This window comes from Kerstersia sp. (assembly GCF_052103615.1).
Taxonomy (GTDB): domain Bacteria; phylum Pseudomonadota; class Gammaproteobacteria; order Burkholderiales; family Burkholderiaceae_B; genus Kerstersia.
In genome coordinates, this window is the sequence record NZ_JBQEKA010000058.1 from 1 (window position 1) to 17980 (window position 17980).

General features: G+C 63.6%; 19 protein-coding genes. 11 read left to right on the plus strand and 8 right to left on the minus strand.

Features of this window, described 5'->3' with window-relative positions; genetic code table 11:
• The 5 genes from ACTJGZ_RS11635 to ACTJGZ_RS11655 form a co-directional block, all read right to left on the minus strand.
• On the minus strand, nt 1-378 hold a 378-nt coding region (locus ACTJGZ_RS11635; RefSeq protein ID WP_441663089.1), incomplete at its 3' end, for an L-threonylcarbamoyladenylate synthase.
• Nucleotides 375-1571: a 5-(carboxyamino)imidazole ribonucleotide synthase gene (locus ACTJGZ_RS11640; RefSeq protein ID WP_441663090.1), complete on the minus strand. Its 1197-nt coding sequence runs from the start codon at nt 1569-1571 to the stop codon at nt 375-377. The genes ACTJGZ_RS11635 and ACTJGZ_RS11640, both read right to left, overlap by 4 nt.
• A 20-nt stretch (nt 1572-1591) precedes the next feature.
• On the minus strand, nt 1592-2116 hold the full coding sequence (purE, locus tag ACTJGZ_RS11645) for a 5-(carboxyamino)imidazole ribonucleotide mutase (protein ID WP_441663091.1): 525 nt from the start codon (nt 2114-2116) through the stop codon (nt 1592-1594).
• 255 nt (nt 2117-2371) lie between these two features.
• The gene (locus ACTJGZ_RS11650) at nt 2372-3256 is read right to left on the minus strand and encodes a phosphoribosylaminoimidazolesuccinocarboxamide synthase (protein ID WP_441663092.1); all 885 of its coding nucleotides are present in this window, start codon (nt 3254-3256) and stop codon (nt 2372-2374) included.
• 129 nt (nt 3257-3385) lie between these two features.
• Entirely contained in the window at nt 3386-4120 is a 735-nt protein-coding gene (locus ACTJGZ_RS11655) for a GntR family transcriptional regulator (RefSeq protein WP_441663093.1), read from the minus strand.
• 89 nt (nt 4121-4209) lie between these two features.
• On the opposite strand from ACTJGZ_RS11655, the gene ACTJGZ_RS11660 reads away from it, so the two are divergent.
• The 11 genes from ACTJGZ_RS11660 (at nt 4210) to ACTJGZ_RS11710 (ending at nt 14904) form a co-directional block, all read left to right on the plus strand.
• Nucleotides 4210-4440 carry a hypothetical protein gene (locus ACTJGZ_RS11660; protein WP_441663094.1) on the plus strand — a complete coding sequence of 77 codons (231 nt, stop codon included), beginning with the start codon at nt 4210-4212 and terminating at the stop codon, nt 4438-4440.
• A 731-nt stretch (nt 4441-5171) separates the two neighbouring features.
• The gene (locus ACTJGZ_RS11665) at nt 5172-6494 is read left to right on the plus strand and encodes an aromatic ring-hydroxylating dioxygenase subunit alpha (protein WP_127773154.1); all 1323 of its coding nucleotides are present in this window, start codon (nt 5172-5174) and stop codon (nt 6492-6494) included.
• 16 nt (nt 6495-6510) lie between these two features.
• Nucleotides 6511-7950 carry a glutamine synthetase family protein gene (locus tag ACTJGZ_RS11670; RefSeq protein ID WP_068374346.1) on the plus strand — a complete coding sequence of 480 codons (1440 nt, stop codon included), beginning with the start codon at nt 6511-6513 and terminating at the stop codon, nt 7948-7950.
• Between the two features lie 9 nt (nt 7951-7959).
• Nucleotides 7960-8283: a 2Fe-2S iron-sulfur cluster-binding protein gene (locus ACTJGZ_RS11675; RefSeq protein ID WP_068374349.1), complete on the plus strand. Its 324-nt coding sequence runs from the start codon at nt 7960-7962 to the stop codon at nt 8281-8283.
• Nucleotides 8280-9548, plus strand: a complete 1269-nt coding sequence (locus ACTJGZ_RS11680) for an NAD(P)/FAD-dependent oxidoreductase (protein ID WP_441663095.1) — start codon at nt 8280-8282, stop codon at nt 9546-9548. The genes ACTJGZ_RS11675 and ACTJGZ_RS11680 overlap by 4 nt, the downstream gene beginning before the upstream one ends.
• 72 nt (nt 9549-9620) lie before the next feature.
• Entirely contained in the window at nt 9621-10823 is a 1203-nt protein-coding gene (locus ACTJGZ_RS11685) for an ABC transporter substrate-binding protein (protein WP_441663096.1), read from the plus strand.
• A 15-nt stretch (nt 10824-10838) separates the two neighbouring features.
• The gene (locus ACTJGZ_RS11690; RefSeq protein WP_441663097.1) at nt 10839-11699 is read left to right on the plus strand and encodes a branched-chain amino acid ABC transporter permease; all 861 of its coding nucleotides are present in this window, start codon (nt 10839-10841) and stop codon (nt 11697-11699) included.
• Nucleotides 11696-12658: a branched-chain amino acid ABC transporter permease gene (locus ACTJGZ_RS11695; RefSeq protein ID WP_127773152.1), complete on the plus strand. Its 963-nt coding sequence runs from the start codon at nt 11696-11698 to the stop codon at nt 12656-12658. Before ACTJGZ_RS11690 ends, ACTJGZ_RS11695 begins: the two co-directional genes overlap by 4 nt.
• On the plus strand, nt 12655-13428 hold the full coding sequence (locus tag ACTJGZ_RS11700; RefSeq protein WP_127773151.1) for an ABC transporter ATP-binding protein: 774 nt from the start codon (nt 12655-12657) through the stop codon (nt 13426-13428). Before ACTJGZ_RS11695 ends, ACTJGZ_RS11700 begins: the two co-directional genes overlap by 4 nt.
• A complete protein-coding gene (locus ACTJGZ_RS11705; RefSeq protein WP_441663098.1) occupies nt 13421-14182 on the plus strand; it encodes an ABC transporter ATP-binding protein in 762 nt (253 codons plus the stop codon). The genes ACTJGZ_RS11700 and ACTJGZ_RS11705 overlap by 8 nt, the downstream gene beginning before the upstream one ends.
• Complete coding sequence (locus tag ACTJGZ_RS11710) at nt 14179-14904, plus strand: type 1 glutamine amidotransferase (protein WP_441663099.1); 726 nt, start codon at nt 14179-14181, stop codon at nt 14902-14904. Before ACTJGZ_RS11705 ends, ACTJGZ_RS11710 begins: the two co-directional genes overlap by 4 nt.
• 88 nt (nt 14905-14992) lie before the next feature.
• Here ACTJGZ_RS11710 and ACTJGZ_RS11715 read toward each other — a convergent pair whose 3' ends face one another.
• From ACTJGZ_RS11715 to ACTJGZ_RS11725, 3 genes are all read right to left on the minus strand, one after another.
• Nucleotides 14993-15484 carry a GlcG/HbpS family heme-binding protein gene (locus ACTJGZ_RS11715; RefSeq protein WP_441663100.1) on the minus strand — a complete coding sequence of 164 codons (492 nt, stop codon included), beginning with the start codon at nt 15482-15484 and terminating at the stop codon, nt 14993-14995.
• A gap of 95 nt (nt 15485-15579) precedes the next feature.
• A complete protein-coding gene (locus ACTJGZ_RS11720; RefSeq protein ID WP_441663101.1) occupies nt 15580-16194 on the minus strand; it encodes a response regulator transcription factor in 615 nt (204 codons plus the stop codon).
• Complete coding sequence (locus ACTJGZ_RS11725; RefSeq protein WP_441663102.1) at nt 16191-17729, minus strand: sensor histidine kinase; 1539 nt, start codon at nt 17727-17729, stop codon at nt 16191-16193. Before ACTJGZ_RS11725 ends, ACTJGZ_RS11720 begins: the two co-directional genes overlap by 4 nt.
• Nucleotides 17730-17980: the final 251 nt, after the last annotated feature.

The following is a 17980-nucleotide window of genomic DNA, read 5'->3' on the forward strand; positions in this document are numbered from 1 at the left end:
CAGCAATGCCTGCGCCACCGGATGCGAAGGACAACGCACCCCGACACTGTCCTGGCCGCCGCTGACGGCATCCGGCACGCCATCGGCGCGTTTGAGGATCAGTGTCAAAGGGCCAGGCCAGAAAGCCTCCGCCAAAGCGCGTGCGACTGGCGGAATATCCCTGGCCCAATCCGACAAGGGGGTTTCCGGCGCGATGTGCACAATCACCGGATGATTCGAAGGCCGGCCCTTGGCCGCATAAATACGCCCGACGGCGGCGGGATCCGCGGCATCCGCGCCCAAGCCATAGACAGTTTCAGTCGGGAAGGCCACCAGGCCGCCTGCATCCAGCAGGCGGGCAGCGGCCGCGATTTCACTGGCGCCGGGCAGTTTGCTCATGGCTGCGGAATCCCCAACAGGCGGGCGATGGCTTGCGCATCCGCGCGGGTTTGCGCCAAGGTCGCCGCCACCACATTGATATGGCCCATTTTCCGGCCCGGACGGGCTTCTTGCTTGCCATACAAATGCAGATGCGCCGAGGGAAAGGCCAGCACGGCAGCCCAATCCGGTTCACTGGCTTGCGCCGCATCGCCACGGAACCAGATGTCCCCCAGCAGATTGAGCATCACCGCCGGCGAATGCGCTTGCGGATTGCCCAGCGGCATACCCGCCACGGCACGCGTTTGCTGTTCGAATTGGCTGGCAAAACAGGCGTTCTGCGTAAAGTGGCCGCTGTTATGCGGCCTGGGCGCCACTTCGTTGGCCAGCAGGCGGCCATCCTGCAAAACAAAAAACTCAACGCACAGCACGCCCTGGAACGCCAGGCCTTCCGCCACACGGCGGGTGGCATCCTGCGCCTGCGCCAGCAAGGCGCCATCTTCTTCCGCGCCGACGGTGGTCACTGCCAGAATGCCTTGCTCATGGACATTGCGCGCAATCGGGAAGACAGCCGTCGCGCCATCCGCGCCACGCGCCAGAACCACGGAAATTTCATGGTGCAAAGGCTGCAAAGCCTCTAGCACGCAGTCCACACCGCCCCAGGCGGCAAATGCCGCCAGCGCTTCGGCGCGGTTCGCCACCCTGGCCTGCCCTTTGCCGTCGTACCCCAGGCGCGCCGCCTTCAGAATGCCGGGAAACAAGGCCTCGGACGCAGCGTCGAGATCCGCCGCGGCACGGATAGCCGCATACGGCGCGACCGCAATGCCCTGGCTGGCAAGGAAGTCTTTCTCGGCAATGCGGTCCTGCACCACGGCCACGGCATCGCCCGCAGGCGCCACGCGCGCGCGCAGCGCCAAACGCCGCAGGCTATCGGCCGGCACATTTTCGAACTCGGTCGTCACCGCCGCGCATTGCGCTGCCAGCGCATCCAAGGCCGCGACGTCATCGTAGGCCGCCTGGATATGCAGGTCTGCGGCCTGTGCGGCCGGACAGTCGGCCGCCGGATCCAGCACCGCCACCCGATAGCCCATGGCCTGGGCGGCATGGACGAACATGCGGCCCAGTTGGCCGCCGCCCAGCATGCCCAGCCATTGGCCAGGCAGAACCGGCGTCAGGCCGGTGTTTTGATTGTTGTTCACTTGCTCGGTACTCATGAATGCCATTGACCGGAAACTCAGGATGCCACGGGCGGCACGGCCATCGCGCGCGCCTGGCCGGTTTGCCTGGCGCGGAAGGCCAGCAGGCGTTCGCGCAAGGCTGAGTCGGTGGTGGCCAGGGCCGCCACGACATGCAGGGCGGCATTGGCAGCGCCCGCCTCGCCAATGGCGAAAGTGGCCACCGGCACGCCCTTGGGCATCTGCACGATGGACAGCAGGGAATCCTCACCGCGCAGGTAGCGCGAGGGCACCGGCACGCCATAGACCGGGACTTCCGTCAGCGCAGCCAGCATGCCAGGCAAATGCGCCGCGCCGCCGGCGCCGGCGATAATGCCGCGCCAGCCCGCCGCGCTGGCCGCAGCGCCATAGGCCACCATATCCAGCGGCATGCGGTGAGCCGAAACGACACGGACGTCATAGGGCACGCCGAACGCATCCAGCATATCGGTGGCTTGTTTCATGATGTCCCAGTCGCTGGAAGACCCCATGACGACGCCGACGACGGCATCAGCCCGCAGCGGAGGATCGAATTCAATGGTCATTTCAGGAAAGCCTCGCGCCAGGGCGCGCATGCGGTACAGGCATGATGCATGCCAGCTGCCGGCATTGCGCCACCCGCTCTGGCGGAAAAAATTGGTAATCTGCTATTTTACCGCCAGTGCGGCGGTCACTGCGCGGCGTGTGCCAGCCCGCGGCAACGATAGGAGACCGCAGGCCCGGACAACGTGGCGGCGTTGCGACAATACCCGGCGCCACGGATGGCGCCGGCCCGCCTGGGCCGGGCCGGCGGGACTCGCTCAGCCTTGCGTCAGGCGCTCAAGGGCTTCGCGGTATTTGGCCGCCGTTTGTTCCGCCACAGCGGCAGGCAAACGCGGCGCGGGCGGTGTTTTATCCCAGGGCTGGCTTTCCAGCCAGTCGCGCAGAAACTGTTTATCGAAGGAAGGGGGATTGACACCGGCGCGATAGGAATCCGCCGGCCAGAAACGCGAGGAATCCGGCGTCAGCACTTCGTCCATCAGGTGCAGCACGCCCTGGTCATCCAGGCCGAACTCGAACTTGGTATCGGCAATGATGATGCCGCGCGTCGCGGCATACTCGGAGGCTTCGGTGTACAGACGCAAGGCCGCGTCACGGATCCGGCCCGCCAGCTCCACGCCCACTTCCCGCTCCACATAGGCGAAATCAACGTTCTCGTCGTGCAGGCCGAATTCGGCCTTGGCGGCCGGCGTGAAAATCGGCTGCGGCAGTTTGTCCGCCAGTTGCAGGCCGGCAGGCAGTTTGACGCCGCAGATCGCCCCCGTGGCCTGGTAATCCTTCCAGCCCGAACCGATGATGTAACCGCGCGCCACGGCTTCGACCAGAATCGGCTTGAGCCGCTTGACGACCACGGCGCGGCCGCGCACCTGTTCGCGCTCGGCGGGCGTCACCACGCTTTCGGGGTCCACGCCGGTGGAATGGGTGGGCATGATGTGCGCCAGCTTCTTCAGCCAGAAGTCTGTCATCGCCGTCAGCACCTGGCCCTTGCCTGGAATCGGGTCATCGAGAATGACGTCAAACGCCGAAATGCGGTCGCTCGCGACGATCAGCAGCTTGTCGTCGCCGACAGCGTACATATCGCGGACTTTGCCGCGGCCCAGCAAGGGCAGCGACGTAATGGAAGATTGATGCAAGGCGGAAGTCACTCTCGTATTCCCCGGAGTCAGATTCAAAAATGCAGGGCACAACCCAACAAGGCTATCCGGTTTTCCCGGACTTGCGGATTTTAGCCCCTGATCTGCCCGCTATGCGCCGGGCACCCCCGCACGGGCGCGTTACAGGCGACCTTTGGTATCCACCAGACGCATGCTGGGCATCAACTCAACGGCGAGTTCCGGCTTTTCCAGCGCATATTCAAGGTTCATCCGGGCAATTTCCACGTGCTCTTCGCCCAGCGCCTGGGCGCGATAGCCCTGCCCCCGTTCGATGGCCTGGAAAATGGCATGGTGCGTGCGATGCGCGTGCTGCATCCATTGCTGCCCTTCTTCCATATTGGACTGCATGGGCAACATGGCGCTGGGCGCAGCGAACGGCTGGCCCACCAGCAATTCCAGCATGCGCCCCAGCATGACGTTGCCGCAGCCTTCCAGGATCAGGCGGTGAAAACGGTCGTTCATTTCCACATAAGCGGCATAGTCATCCAGATCCATCTGCGCCTTGTAAACGACACGGTCGCCATCATCCAGGCACTCCTGTAGCTCACGCAGCAACTGGCGCGGCGCGCCCTGTTCGGCTAGCAAGCGGGCAGCGAAACCTTCTATCAGACCGCGCAGGCGTATGGCGTCGGCAATTTCGCGCGCGGTGAACTGGCGCATGCGGTAGCCCCCGCCAGGCGCAGGCTCGATCAGGCCTTCATGTTCCAGGCTGGTCAGGGCCAGCCGCACTGGCGTGCGCGAGGCTCCCAGCTTTTCGGCCAAAGGCACTTCGGCCAGCCGCTCCCCCGGCACGAACTCGCCTTTGAGGATCATGTCCCTGAGTTGCACCAATACTCGAGATTGTTGAGAGTCCATATTCAGCCACGCCTAGCGTCCATGCAGACCCAGGAGCACGACATGGCCCCTGGCACACCACCGCCGCAACAAGCGGCAGCCGGTACTGCATGCAGAAAGAACAGCAGGATAACCCGAGGGCTGCCGGGCCGCACCTTCCTGGTGCGCCCTGGCAGGGAGCCGGGGCATTAGCCGTCATGCTGCATACATTAAAAAACATTCTGCACCAAAACCGTGACCTCCGTCCACAAATCAAAAATACCGTTATTTTTCATAAAGATAAAAAAACACCCAAGACCAGGGAAATCTTTTCAAACACGGCTTCACACCCAACGGGTTGAAGAAAAACGCCGAATATTCGCGCCGCTACCGGAAATTCGGCCCATCCGCCCAAAAAAAGCCACGCCCCCTTGCTGATAACGGCTATCTGCACGAATGTCATCCTGAAAAAAAGCATCAAAGACCGCCATTAAATTCCGTATCGCATCGCAATAATTTCATTCCAACTCCATTCCATCCCATTCAATAAAGCCGCGCGATACAAGCCAGTCACAGGCGCCGCACCAAACCCGTGCAGCAGGTATGCCGCGCCGCACCAAAAAAGATCAATATTGCACCGTTTCACCCCCAATTAAAAATAAATAAAAACGATTATCAAAAACAAAGACGATCGTGAAATCAATAAAAATAACCGTAAAAACATATAGATAAGACAATTAACACATAAGCCCAGCAGAGTCTGCTCGCTATCCCTAGTTGTCAAAAAAATTCGTTTCCTCGAAATAGCCATTGAGAACCGCCACAGCCCGCATTTCATCTTTTCCGCAAAAACCCGCCAAATCCAATCAATACGCCAGCCTCCTCATTTTTTCAAAACACGCTTCATCCATTTCCCGGACAGAAAAATATTATGGGAATTTTCATGCATCTATAAATCATGGAAATCAAAAAATCCGTTGACCCCCGATGCCTGCCTGCTTAAATTATTTTTAATGCATACCGCTGCATACAGTGGAATACAAGACACCACTGCTTGCGAATAAACCCAGGCATCCATCAGGAGGGATTTCCCATGCTCAGCGCAGAACAAAATGACTTCATCACGCGTGTTGGCCCCGGCGCGCCGGCGGGCACGCTGCTGCGGAAATATTGGCAGCCCGTCGCGCTGGCCGAAGAGCTGCAAGGGCCGCGCCCGCTGCGCCCGGTCAAACTGATGGGCCAGAATTTCGTTCTGTTCCGTGATGAAAACGGCAAGCTGGGCATGCTGGACCGTGATTGCCCCCACCGCGGCGCCGATCTGGCTTTCGGCCGCCTGGAAGACGGCGGACTGCGCTGCCCGTTCCACGGCTGGCTGTTCGATGCCCAGGGCAACTGCCTGGAAACCCCGGCAGAACCCGCCGGCAGCAAGCTCTGTACCCGCATCAAGCAGGCCGCTTATCCGGTCGTGGAAAAAAGCGGCATCATCTTCGCCTACATCGGCGAAGGCGAGCCCCCGGCTTTTCCCGACTTCGACTGTTTCGTCGCTCCCGATAGCCACACCTTCGCCTTCAAGGGGCTGTGGGAATGCAACTGGCTGCAGGCGCTGGAAGTCGGCATGGACCCAGCCCACGCGTCATTCCTGCACCGTTTCTTCGAAGACGAAGACACCTCGGAAAGCTACGGCAAGCAATTCCGCGGCGCTTCGGCCGATTCGGAACTGGCCATCACCCAGGTGCTGCGTGAATACGACCGCCCGGAAATCCGTGTCAATCCCGCCCCTTACGGCATGCAATTGACGACGCTGCGCACGCTCTCCGATACGCAAACCCATGTCCGCGTCACCAACGTGATCTTCCCGCAGGCATTCGTCATCCCCATGAGCACCGAAATGACCATCTCGCAGTGGCATGTACCGGTGGACGACACGCACTGCTACTGGTACGCGATTTTCACCAGCTTTGCCGGTCCGGTGGACAAGCAGCAGATGCGCGAACAACGTCTGGCCACCATCGAATTGCCGGACTACATCTCGCGCAAAAACAAGCGCAACAACTATGGCTACAACGTCGAAGAGCAGCTGACCCAGACCTACACCGGCATGGGCATGGACATCAACGTGCATGACCAATGGGCCTGTGAATCGCTAGGCCCGATCCAGAACCGCACCCGCGAGCACCTGGGCACCACCGACAAGGGCATCATCGCCTACCGCCGCATGCTGGTCGGCGCCATTGAGGCCGCTCTGTCCGGCGAAGCCGTTCCCATGCAGCCCAATTCCGCAGAAGCCGCAGCCCTGTACGGCCCGCCTTCCATCGACGGGGTCGCCGAAGCCGACCGCACTGATGCGTACTGCGAAGAAGCCGACCTCCTGCGCCGCCGTGGTTCCGACTGGGCCAGCGCCCGCCTGCAGGCCTGAAAGAAGGGTAGCCAACATGGCCAGTTTTGTTGAACGCTTCAATCTCTGGTCGGAAGACCAGCAACGTCAGGCAGATGAACTTGCCGCGCGTTTTGCCGCCGGCGGCGTGGACACCGTCCGCTTCGCCTGGCCGGATCAGCACGGCATTCTGCGCGGCAAAACACTGGTCGCGGCAGCGGCTGGCGCGGCGCTGCGCAACGGGGTGAACCTGACGTCCACGCTGCTGGCCAAGGACACCTCGCATAAAACGGTCTTTCCCGTGTTCTCCAGCAATGGCGGCTTCGCCATTCCCGGCCTGCAGGGCGGCGCCGATGTGACCCTGGTGGCGGACCCTTCCACCTTCTGCATGCTTCCTTGGGCGCCGCGCACCGGCTGGATTCTGTGCGACGCCTATATGAGCGACGGGACGCCCTGTCCCTTCGGCACGCGGCAGATCCTGCAGCGCGCCATCCGCGAACTGGATACCCTGGGGCTGGATTTCATCGCCGGGCTGGAGGTCGAATTCCATGTTTTCCGGCTGGACGATGCCCGCATGGGCCTAGAAGACTCCGGCCAGCCGGGTGAACCGCCGCGCGTTTCCCTGCTCACGCACGGCCACCAGTATCTGACCGAGCTGCGCTATGACCGGGTCGATGACCTGATGCAATTGCTGCGCACGCAATTGCTGGCGCTGGGCTTGCCCCTGCATTCGCTGGAAATCGAATTCGGCCCCAGCCAGTTCGAACTGGTCTTCGGCCCGACCCGCGGCCTCGCACCCGCGGACACCATGGTGTTGCTGCGCAGCGCCATCAAGCAGATCTGCCTGCGCCACGGCTACCACGCCACCTTCATGTGCCGGCCGCGCATCCCGAATGTCATGTCCAGCGGCTGGCACCTGCATCAATCGCTGTGCCGCAAGGATAATGGCGCCAACGCCTTCATGCCGGACACCGATGAGCATCCGCTCAGCCCCTGCGGCATGCATTACCTGGCCGGGCTCAAACAGCACGCGCGCGGCGCGGCCCTGTTTGCCAGCCCGTCGGTCAACGGCTTCCGGCGCTACCGCCCCTTCTCCCTGGCGCCGGACCGCGCCATCTGGGCCCGCGACAATCGCGGCGCCATGCTGCGTGTGCTGGGCGGCCAGGGCCAGAATGCCAGCCGCATCGAAAACCGCGTGGGCGAACCGACCGCCAACCCCTACCTTTACCTGGCGGCGCAGATTTTCTCCGGCCTGGACGGCATCGCGCGCCAGCTGGACCCCGGCCCCTCTGCCGACGCCCCCTACGAAACCGCAGCGGAAAACCTGCCGCGCTCCCTGCCGGAAGCCATGGCCGCGCTGCGCCAGGACACCGTGCTGACCCAGCAGATCGGCCCGGCCTTCATCGACTACTACTGCCATATCAAACAGGCCGAGCTGGACCGTTTCAACCTCGAAGTCAGCGAGTGGGAACAGCGCGAATACTTCGATATGTTTTAAGGCGATAGCATGCCCACCATCCACTACATCCTCAAAGACGGCAGCACCCGCAGCATAACGGCCAAAGCCGGTGCCAGCGTCATGGAAACCGCCATTCACAACAACATACGCGGCATAGATGCCGAGTGCGGCGGCTGTTGCTCTTGCGCGACCTGTCATGTCTATGTCGCCGATGCCGATATCAGCCGCCTGCCGGCGCCGGACGACATGGAAGACGAACTGCTGGACGGCGTGGCCAGTGAGCGCCAGCCTGGCAGCCGCCTGAGCTGCCAGTTGATTCTGACCGATGCGCTCGACGGCCTGACCGTGCGCGTCCCCGAGAGCCAGTCATGAATCCCGCCGGCTCCGCGTCATCCTCTTCGCGCCCGCCGCCGCTGGTGATTGTCGGCGCCTCTTATGCCGGCACGCAGCTGGCCGACAGCCTGCGCCGCCTGGGTTATGACGCGCCCATCATCATGCTGGGCGACGAGGCCCATGCGCCTTACCAGCGCCCGCCACTGTCCAAGGGCCTGCTGAGCGGCAAAAGTAGCGCGGCCAGCCTGGCGCTCAAAGGGCCGGATTTTTTCCGCGAACAGGACATAGAACTGCGCCTGGGCACGCGTGCCGTGGCCCTGGATCCGGGCCGCCAGACACTTTCCCTGGCCGATGGCTCAGCGCTGCGCTATGGCGGCCTGGCTCTGGCCACCGGCGCCCGCTGCCGCACGCTGGCCCTGCCTGGCGCCAGCCTGGCGGGGGTGCATAACCTGCGCACACTGGATGATGCGCTCGCCCTGGATGCCGCTCTGTCCGGAGCCAGCCGCGCCTGCATTATCGGCGGCGGTTTCATTGGCCTGGAAGCCGCGGCGGCGCTGACGGGACGCGGGCTGAAGGTCACGCTGATCGAAACCCATCCCCAATTGCTGGCGCGCCGCCTGCCCGCCACCATGGCCTGTTATCTGGAACAAAAACAGCGTGATGGCGGCGTGGATATCCGGCTGGGCCAGGGCGTCCGCCAATTGCGCGGCGCGGCTGGCCGTGTCACCGGCGTGGAACTGGCCGATGGCAGCGTGCTGGATTGCGATCTGGTCGTGCTCGGCATCGGCGTGCAACCCAATGATGAACTGGCCCGCCAGGCCGGTATCGCCTGCGACAACGGCATACTCACCGATGCCTTGGGCCGTACCGATGCGCCGCATGTCTATGCCATCGGCGACGTTGCCAATACCTTGCAGCCCGAGGTGCCCGGCATGCCGCGCCGCTTGCGCCTGGAGTCCATTCAGGCCGCCAATGACGGCGCCCGCGCCCTGGCCTCCGCGCTGGCGGGCAGGCCCGAACCCTATACCGGCGCGCCCTGGTTCTGGAGCGATCAGTTCGCCCTCAAATTGCAAATGGCCGGGCTGGCGCTGCCGGGCGACGAAACCGTCATCCGCGGCGATATGGCCGCGGACCGCTTCAGCGTGTTCTATCTGCGCAACGGCCGCATTGCCGCGGCGCATTCCATCAACCGTCCCGGCGAGCATATGCTGAGCCGGAAACTCATCAGCGCCGCGATTCCCGCCACGCCGGAGATGCTGCGCGACGAATCCTTCGATCTCAAGCATCTGGCTGCCAGCGCCTGACGCGTCTGCCGGCATCACAACAACGATTCATCCGCCTTCTTTGTCCACCAACAGCCACAACGGAGTTCCCCCATGAAAATGAGCAAGAGAACCTTGATCGGCGCCGCCCTGCTGTCCTGTATTGGCACAACCTTCGGGTTGCCGGCACAGGCCGAAGAGCCGCTGAAAATAGGCATGATCGCCAGCTACTCCGGCCCCTATGCCGACTATGGACGCCAATTCGATGCCGGCGTCGAGCTGTATCTCAAGGAACACGGCGGCAAGATTGCCGGCCGCCCGGTGCAAATCATCCGCAAGGACACCGCCGGTGCCGCGCCCGATCTGGCCAAGCGCTACGCCCAGGAACTGGTGGTCCGCGACAAGGTGCAATTGCTGACCGGCCTGGATTTCAGCCCCAACGCCTATGCCGTCGCCCCGATTGCCACGCAAGCCAAAGTGCCGGTGCTGGTCATGAACGCATCGTCCTCGGCCATCACCAATAGCTCGCCCTATATCGCCCGCCTGTCATTCACCGTGCAGCAGGTTTCCGACCCGATGGCGCGCTGGATGCTGGAAAACGGCGTGAAGGAAACCATGATTGTGGTGGCCGACTATGCCTCGGGCACCGATGCCTACACGGCTTTCAAGAATGCCTTTGAAGCGGGCGGCGGCAAGGTGCTGGGCGAAATCCGCACGCCCATGTCCAACCCCGATTTTTCGGCCTATGTCCAGCGCATCAAGGACGCCAAGCCGGAATCCGTCTTCTTTTTCTTCCCCTCAGGCGTCATGCCCCCCGCGTTCCTGCGCGTCTGGAAAGAGCGCGGCCTGAGCGAGGCCGGAATCAAGCTCTTCGCCACCGGCGAAGCCACCGACGACAGCTTTCTGGATGCCACTGGCGACATCGCGCAGGATTTGATTACCAGCCACCATTACTCCTACGCCCACCCGTCGGAAAAGAACCAGAAGTTCATCCGCGATTTCGAGGAAAACTTCGGCACGTCCCTGCGGCCCAATTATTTCGCCGCCACCGCCTATGACGCCATGGCCGCGTATGACCTGGCACTGGCCGCGACCGGCGGCGACACCGACGGCACCAAAGTCATGGATGCCCTGGCCGGCCTGAGTTTCGAAAGCCCGCGCGGCCCGATCCAGATCGACCCGGAAACCCGCGACATCGTGCAGACGGTCTATATCCGCAAGACGGACAAAGTGGACGGCAAACTCGTGAACGTCGAGTTCGACGCCTATGAGAACGTGAAAGACCCTGCCAAGGCAGACGCCGCCAAAGGCAAGTAAGGCAGGAGCATCTCGATGGCGACAGTGATTTTCGATGGAGTGGCCTACGGGATGCTCCTTTTCCTTTTGAGCGTCGGGCTGTCCGTGACCATGGGGCTGATGAATTTCGTCAACCTCGCGCACGGCGCCTTCGCCATGGCTGGCGGCTATGCCGCCAGCGTTGCGATGCAGCGCTACGGACTGGATTTCTTCAGTTCGCTGGCCCTGGCATTCCTGGCCGCCGCCCTGTGCGGCGCCATTCTGGAGAGACTGTTTTTCCGGCGCCTGTACCGCGCCCATCCGCTGGATCAAGTGCTGTTTTCCATCGGCCTGGTCTTTGCCGCCACGGCGGGCATCACCTACCTGTTCGGGCCGTCCATGCAGCCTTTCCGCATGCCCGCCGCGCTGGAAGGCCAGATTGCCCTGCCAGGCCTGGATATCAGCCGCTACCGGCTGTTCCTGGTGCTGGCCGGCCTGCTGATCTGGGGCGGTTTGCTTTTGCTGCTCAATAAAACCCGCTACGGCGCCATGGTGCGCGCCGCCGTGGACAATCAGCGCGTCGCCGCCGGGACCGGCATTCATGTCAAACGGCTGTTCTTCCTGACTTTCTCCTTCGGCTGCGGCCTGGCAGGGGTAGGCGGGGCGCTGAGCCTGGGCGTCATCGGCCTGGAACCCGCGTTCGCCCTGAAATACCTGGTGTACTTCCTCATCGTCGTCTGCGTCGGCGGCGCCGGCACCATCACCGGCCCGTTCATCGCAGCGCTGCTGCTGGGCATTGTGGATGTCGCCGGCAAATACTACCTGCCCGAGGCAGGTTCATTCCTGATCTACGTCTTCATGGTCGCACTGCTGCTGTTGCGTCCCAACGGCATCATTCCACGCAAGGGGCTGGCATGAAAAAGCTCTCGATTCCCCAAGACCGCCTGCCCTGGCTGGAAGCCCTGTTCTGGCTGGCGCTGGCCGCCGGCAGCCTGCTGCTGCCCGACCGCCTGACGCTGCTGAGCCAGATCCTGATCTTTGGGCTCTTCGCCGTCTCGCTGGATATCGCGCTCGGCTATGCCGGCATCCTGACCGTCGGCCACGCCGCCTTTTTCGGCCTGGGCGCCTATGCCGCCGGTCTGCTGGCCAAACACGGCTGGGCCGAACCGTTCTCCGGCCTGCTGCTGGCCTTCGCCGTCTGCGCGCTGGTGGGCTATCTGCTGAGCTATCTGGTCGTGCGCGGCTCTGATCTGGCGCGCCTGATGATCACCATAGGCGTGTGCATGCTGCTGGCCGAACTGGCTAACCGCCTGAGCAGCATCACCGGCGGCACCGACGGTTTGCAAGGCATAGAAATGTGGCCGGTATTCGGCTATTTCGAGTTCGACCTCTGGGGCAAAACAGCCTTCTTCTATAGCTTTGCCGTCGTGCTCGGGGTATTTCTGCTGGCCCGCCGCATCATCCGTTCGCCCTTCGGCCTGGCCTTGCGCGGCATTCACGACAACCGCAAACGCATGCGCGCCATCGGTTCGCCGGTGGATCAGCGCCTGCGCATGGCCTACTGTTTTTCTGCCGCCATTGCCGGTGTCGCTGGCGCCCTGCTGGCCCAGACGACGCAGTTCGTCGGCATTGAATCCATAGGATTCAACCGCTCGGCGGAAATCCTCATCATCCTGGTGCTGGGCGGTACCGGCAGGCTCTATGGCGGCATCATAGGCGCCATCATCTACATGGTGCTGCACGATGCCTTCGCCGAACTGAACCCGGAGTTCTGGATGTTCTGGATCGGCATCTTCCTGATGGCCATGGTCATGGTCGGCCGCGGCGGCGTGCTGGGCCTGATCTCCCGCCTGTTCACTGTGGGGAAAGCACGATGAAATCGAATGGCAGCACCCTGCCCCTGCAAACCCGGGGCCTGGGCATACGATTCGGCGCCTTTGCCGCCGTCAATGATGTCAACCTGCTGCTGGAGCCGGGATCGCGCCAGGCGCTGATCGGCCCTAACGGCGCGGGAAAAACCACGCTCATCAATCTGCTGACCGGCGTCCTGCGCCCCAGCAGCGGTAGCATCAGCCTGGGCCGCCAGGATATTACGCAGCACTCCTGTGACCAGCGCGCGCGTGGCGGGCTGGTACGCACGTTTCAGATCAATACGCTGTTTCCCAATCTGACGCCGCTGGACTCCATCGTCCTGGCCATCTGCGAACGCGAAGGGCTGGGCGCGTCCTGGTGGCGCAGCCTGCGGCGCCTGCCGCACATTCATGCGGAAGCCCATGAGCTGCTGGGCCGGCTGCGCCTGGACAGCGTCGCCGCCATTCCCGTGACCGAACTGGCCTACGGCAAGCAGCGCCTGCTGGAAATTGCGCTGGCCATGGCGGCCCGCCCCCACATCCTGCTGCTGGACGAGCCCGCCGCCGGGATTCCTGAAGACGAAAGCGGCGAGCTGTTCGAAGTGATTGCGGCACTGCCCGAAGACATCAGCATCCTGTTCATCGAGCACGACATGAATCTGGTCTTCCGTTTTTCCAAACGCATCTCCGTCCTGGTCGCCGGCAGCATTCTTGCCGAAGGCGAACCAGCAGACATCATGACCGATCCGCGGGTGCGGGAAGTCTATCTTGGTTCCGCAGGAGTTCCCCATGCCTGACGCGCTGGTTTTCGACGCCGTGACCGCCGGCTACGGCAATGCCGTGATTCTCGACCGCCTCTCGCTGCGCCTGCCCGCCGGCCAGAGCCTGGCCATTCTGGGGCGCAACGGTGTCGGTAAAACGACACTGCTGGAAACATTGATGGGCAATACCCGTGTCATGGGCGGCGCCATACGCTGGCAGGATGCCGACATTACCCAGGCCGCGCCGCACCAGCGCGTGCGGGCCGGCCTGGGCTGGGTGCCGCAGGAACGCGAAGTGTTCCCGTCGCTGACCGTCGAGGAAAACCTGACCACCGTCGCCCGCCCCGGCCCCTGGAACCTGGCGCGCGTCTATGCGCTGTTTCCCCGCCTGCGGGAACGCCGCGGCAACTACGGCAATCAGCTCTCCGGCGGCGAGCAGCAAATGCTGGCCATAGGCCGGGCCTTGATGACCAACCCGCGCCTGCTGCTGCTCGATGAACCCATGGAAGGCCTGGCCCCCATCATTGTGGAAGAACTAGCGCGCGCCATCATGCAGTTGTGCGAAGAAGACGGCCTGCCCTCCATCGTGGTCGAACAGCACCCGGTTCTGGCCTTGTCCATGACGCATCAGGCTATCGTGCTGGAACGCGGGGCCGTGTGCCACGCCGGCCCCAGCCAGGAACTGGCAGCAGATGCCGGCTTGCTGCAACGCCTGCTGGGCGTCGGCATGTCAGGCGCGGCTCCCCCTCACTGCGCCCCCGCGGCGCCCGTACAGGATATTCAGGCATGAAACCCGTCGCTATTTTTCAACACACGGAAGTCGGCGCCCCAGGCAGCGTTCCCGCCATTCTGGACGCCTTGCAGGTGCCCTACCGCCTGATTCCGATTGTCGATGGCGCGCCGGTACCGGCCCAGGCCGATGCCTTTTCCGGCCTGATTTTCATGGGCGGCTACATGAGCGTGCATGACCCGCTCCCCTGGCTGCAGCAAGAAATGGCGCTGATCCGCCAGGCTGCCAGCCTGCGCATCCCCCTCTCCGGCCATTGTCTGGGCAGCCAGATCATGGCCGTGGCCCTGGGCGGCGACGTCCGCCGCAACCGGCAACCCGAAATCGGCTGGCAGCACATTACCGTCACCGATGCGCCGCAGGCGCCCGCCTGGCTGTCCCGCCCGGCAGGGCAGGAACTGCTGACCTTCCAATGGCATGGCGATACCTTCCACCGCCTGCCGGACGGCGCCGAACTGATTGCCGCGAGCGATCACTGCGCCCACCAAGGTTTTGTCCTCGATGGCATCCACATCGCCATGCAATCCCACCTGGAAATGACGCCCGCGCTGGTCCGCCTGTCCGTGGAGCGCAATGGCGCGCAACTCGACCGTGAGGTAGCCGCCGGCAATCCGGCAGTCAGTTCAAGAACCGACACCTTATCCGGGCTGGAAGAGAAAACCGCCAGCCTGCATGCCACGCTGGCGCCGCTCTATGCGCACTGGGTACGGAATCTGCGGACATGAAAAAACCCGCCAGTCCTGATGGACTGGCGGGTGCCTCAGCACGGAAGCTGGCGGCTGGCGGCTGGCGGCTGGCAGCTGGCGGGCAAGCTTATTCTTGCGCGCCTATGGCTTGCAGGCCGGCCAGCGCGCAGGCTGCGTCGATGTCGCCGGTAGGCGCGCCGCCCACGCCGATGCCGCCCACCAGCGCCCCGCCAATACGGATGGGCAAACCACCGCCCTGGATCACCATGCGCGGGTCCAGGTCACGCATGCCGGCATTGGCCGGGTTGCTGCTGATGAACGCGGCCACGGCAGCGGTATCGCGCCCCAGCGCGGCAGCGGCAAATGCCTTGCCCTGCGAGGCCGAACCCGTTTGCGGGCCAGCGTTATCGCCCTTGAGCAACACCTTGGTCGAACCATCACGCGCAACCACGGCGACACTGACATTCTGGTTCTGGGCGGCGCAAGCCTTGACGGCGGCATTGGCTGCCTGGCTGGCCAGCTCCAACGGCAAATAGGGCGCCGTCGGCAATGCCTTGGGCTGGGCCATGACGGCGGCGGGGCTGAGAATCACGGCGGCAAACAATATCGAACGGATCATATCTGACTCCTGTGGACGGCTTGAAAAGGTGTAGCTATCGTAAAACGCCCGCTGAGTCCGCACCATCCGTAGCCATGACGCCCAAACCGGTAGTTCTACTGAGACGCGGGCTGCCCGCCCTCCATCCACAAGCGGGTCATTTCCGCTTGCGAGGAAGTCCCCAGCTTGGCCCCGATCGCGGCGCGGTGGCTGTCCACCGTCCGCGGCGAAACACCCAGACCATCCGCAATCTGCCGGCTGGTAAAGCCCGCCGCAATCCGTTCCAGCACCTCGCGCTCGCGCTGCGTCAGTGTCCCCAGCAAGGCCAGGGTTTCAGCCTGTTCCGCCTGTTGCCGCAAGCGCCGCGTCAGCAAGGCCTGCCCCTTCTGAATGGCGTCGATCAAGTCCTGTTCGTCGATGGGCTTGGAAAGAAAATCCACCGCGCCGTTGCAGAATGCGCGGCGGCAGGCTTCCACATCGCCATGCCCTGAAATGACGATGGTCGGCCAATCTATGCCCTGCTCCAGCAGCTGTTCCTGCAGCTTCAAGCCCGAAATCAGCGGCATGCGGATATCCAGGATCAAACAGCCTGGCTCGCAACGGCCGATCTGCGCCAGGAACTGGCGCGGATCGGCAAAGCCGGTCACCGCCATATCCACGGTACTGAGCAGCAAAGCCAAAGCGTGCCGGACAGCATCGTCGTCGTCCACCAGATAGACCGGATGATTCATGCGTTCTGCTCCTCTGTCTCAGCCAGGCATGGCAATGTCACGCGAAAACATGCGCCCGGCCCATCCTTTGCCGCCAGCATGATCGTCCCGCCCGCCCGCTCAACCAGCCGCTGGCTCAAAGACAGGCCCAGACCCGTGCCGCCAGGCCGCGTAGTCGCAAACGGCATGAACAATTGCTCATGCATCTCCGCTGCCACCCCCGGCCCGTTATCGCGGACATCCAGAATGGCCGTACCGTCTTCCCGGCGCAGCATCAGCCTGACCTCGCCCCCGCCAGCGGCCGCACTGCCCGCTTCTATGGCATTGCGCACCAGATTGAATACCACCTGTTCGATTTCCACCGGATCCAGCCTGACCCACACAGGCTGCACGGCAGGCAGCACGCTCAGCCGCACGCCGTGTCTGGCGGCTTCGCCGCTGAGCAAGGTTTGCACATTGCGCAAGGTTTCCCTCAGGTCGAAACGCTGCGGCGCCGTGGGCCGGGCGCTGGACCAATTGCGGATGCGCTCAAGAATGGCCGAGGCCCGCCGCGCCTGCGCGATATTGTCGTCCAGAATGCCAGCCAGCCTATCGGCTTCGCCACGCGCCAGCAAGCGCCGGCCCGCCTGAGTCTGCGCCAGAATGGCCGTCAGCGGCTGAGTCAGTTCGTGCGCCATGCCGCTGGCCATTTCCCCCAGGGCATTCACCCGCGACGCATGCGCCAGACGCGATTCCAGCGCACTGTAACGCGCCTGCTCCATGGCGGCGCGGGTACGCGCCCGCTGCCTCAGCATCAGCCAGGCGGTGCCATACAGCAGGCTAAGCGCCAGCAGCAGCAAGGCCGTCGGCCAGGGCGGCAAGCGCTCGGCCAGGCCAATGCGCCTGCCTGTCTGCAATAGCAAGGGCTGCGAGGCGCTGCCGATAGGCGCCACGGCGCGTGCCGCATTGGTCTCAGGCTCCTGCCCCGCCAGCAGCGTGCCGTCCGGCAAGGCCAGCCCCAGCGTTACGTCGTGCTGGCGCCAGAATGGCCCGGCGTCATCCAGCAGGCGCCCAGCCTGGATATCCAGCATGACGCCATATCTTGCCGCCTCATTGTTGGGGCTGCGCTTGACCAAAAGATAATGATCCGCCTCTTCGGGATGCGGCAATACCGCCAGCCTGCCGCCGGACTGTTGCGCCGCCTGGCGCACCAGCGCGCTCAAGGCCGGGCTCAAGGGCCGGGTAGTGGCCGCCGGCGCCGCCGGATCCAGGGGCACCAGACCAACCGCGACAATACGCGGATAGAACTGCTCAATCGTGGCCGCGACATCCAGGAACAAATCATGCCCGCCGGCCTCGGCCGTCGCGATTGCCGACAAGGCCGTCAAATGGGCATCATGCTGATCCGCGCGCTGCGCCACCTGCCGGCCCAAGGCATCACGGGCCTGGGCCATTTCGTCGCTCAATACCGTGCCGCGCCAGGCCGCCATCAAGGCGCAGGCTGCCGCCATCAGGGCCAGCCACACCGCCCACACCAGCCAGCGTCTTTGGCCTTGCGGCGATTTTTCTTCTGTCATCGCTGTCCTCCGGCCCGCCCGGCCCTGCCTCGCCTGCGGCGGCACAACAATCCGCTATGATGATACAGGATACCTATGCCACTCTCCCGAGGGAGTCCCCATGTTCGACAACGATACGCAAACCGGCGCCAGCCCCGAGCAGGTTATCGCCTTCTGGCGCGACGCCGGTCCAGCCCTGTGGTTCGCCAAGGATACCGACTTCGACCAGCGCTTCCGGCAGGCCTTCATGGCCGACCACCTGGCTGCCGCCC

Coding starts and splice junctions, on each gene's coding strand:
- purE (WP_441663091.1), bottom strand. CDS start 2,116: ATGACCATTGAATTCGATCCTCCGCTGCGGGCTGATGCCGTCGTCGGC.
- ACTJGZ_RS11680 (WP_441663095.1), top strand. CDS start 8,280: ATGAATCCCGCCGGCTCCGCGTCATCCTCTTCGCGCCCGCCGCCGCTG.
- ACTJGZ_RS11695 (WP_127773152.1), top strand. CDS start 11,696: ATGAAAAAGCTCTCGATTCCCCAAGACCGCCTGCCCTGGCTGGAAGCC.
- ACTJGZ_RS11725 (WP_441663102.1), bottom strand. CDS start 17,729: ATGACAGAAGAAAAATCGCCGCAAGGCCAAAGACGCTGGCTGGTGTGG.
- ACTJGZ_RS11720 (WP_441663101.1), bottom strand. CDS start 16,194: ATGAATCATCCGGTCTATCTGGTGGACGACGACGATGCTGTCCGGCAC.
- ACTJGZ_RS11685 (WP_441663096.1), top strand. CDS start 9,621: ATGAAAATGAGCAAGAGAACCTTGATCGGCGCCGCCCTGCTGTCCTGT.
- ACTJGZ_RS11690 (WP_441663097.1), top strand. CDS start 10,839: ATGGCGACAGTGATTTTCGATGGAGTGGCCTACGGGATGCTCCTTTTC.
- ACTJGZ_RS11640 (WP_441663090.1), bottom strand. CDS start 1,571: ATGAGTACCGAGCAAGTGAACAACAATCAAAACACCGGCCTGACGCCG.
- ACTJGZ_RS11655 (WP_441663093.1), bottom strand. CDS start 4,120: ATGGACTCTCAACAATCTCGAGTATTGGTGCAACTCAGGGACATGATC.
- ACTJGZ_RS11710 (WP_441663099.1), top strand. CDS start 14,179: ATGAAACCCGTCGCTATTTTTCAACACACGGAAGTCGGCGCCCCAGGC.
- ACTJGZ_RS11715 (WP_441663100.1), bottom strand. CDS start 15,484: ATGATCCGTTCGATATTGTTTGCCGCCGTGATTCTCAGCCCCGCCGCC.
- ACTJGZ_RS11670 (WP_068374346.1), top strand. CDS start 6,511: ATGGCCAGTTTTGTTGAACGCTTCAATCTCTGGTCGGAAGACCAGCAA.
- ACTJGZ_RS11675 (WP_068374349.1), top strand. CDS start 7,960: ATGCCCACCATCCACTACATCCTCAAAGACGGCAGCACCCGCAGCATA.
- ACTJGZ_RS11660 (WP_441663094.1), top strand. CDS start 4,210: ATGCAGAAAGAACAGCAGGATAACCCGAGGGCTGCCGGGCCGCACCTT.
- ACTJGZ_RS11705 (WP_441663098.1), top strand. CDS start 13,421: ATGCCTGACGCGCTGGTTTTCGACGCCGTGACCGCCGGCTACGGCAAT.
- ACTJGZ_RS11700 (WP_127773151.1), top strand. CDS start 12,655: ATGAAATCGAATGGCAGCACCCTGCCCCTGCAAACCCGGGGCCTGGGC.
- ACTJGZ_RS11665 (WP_127773154.1), top strand. CDS start 5,172: ATGCTCAGCGCAGAACAAAATGACTTCATCACGCGTGTTGGCCCCGGC.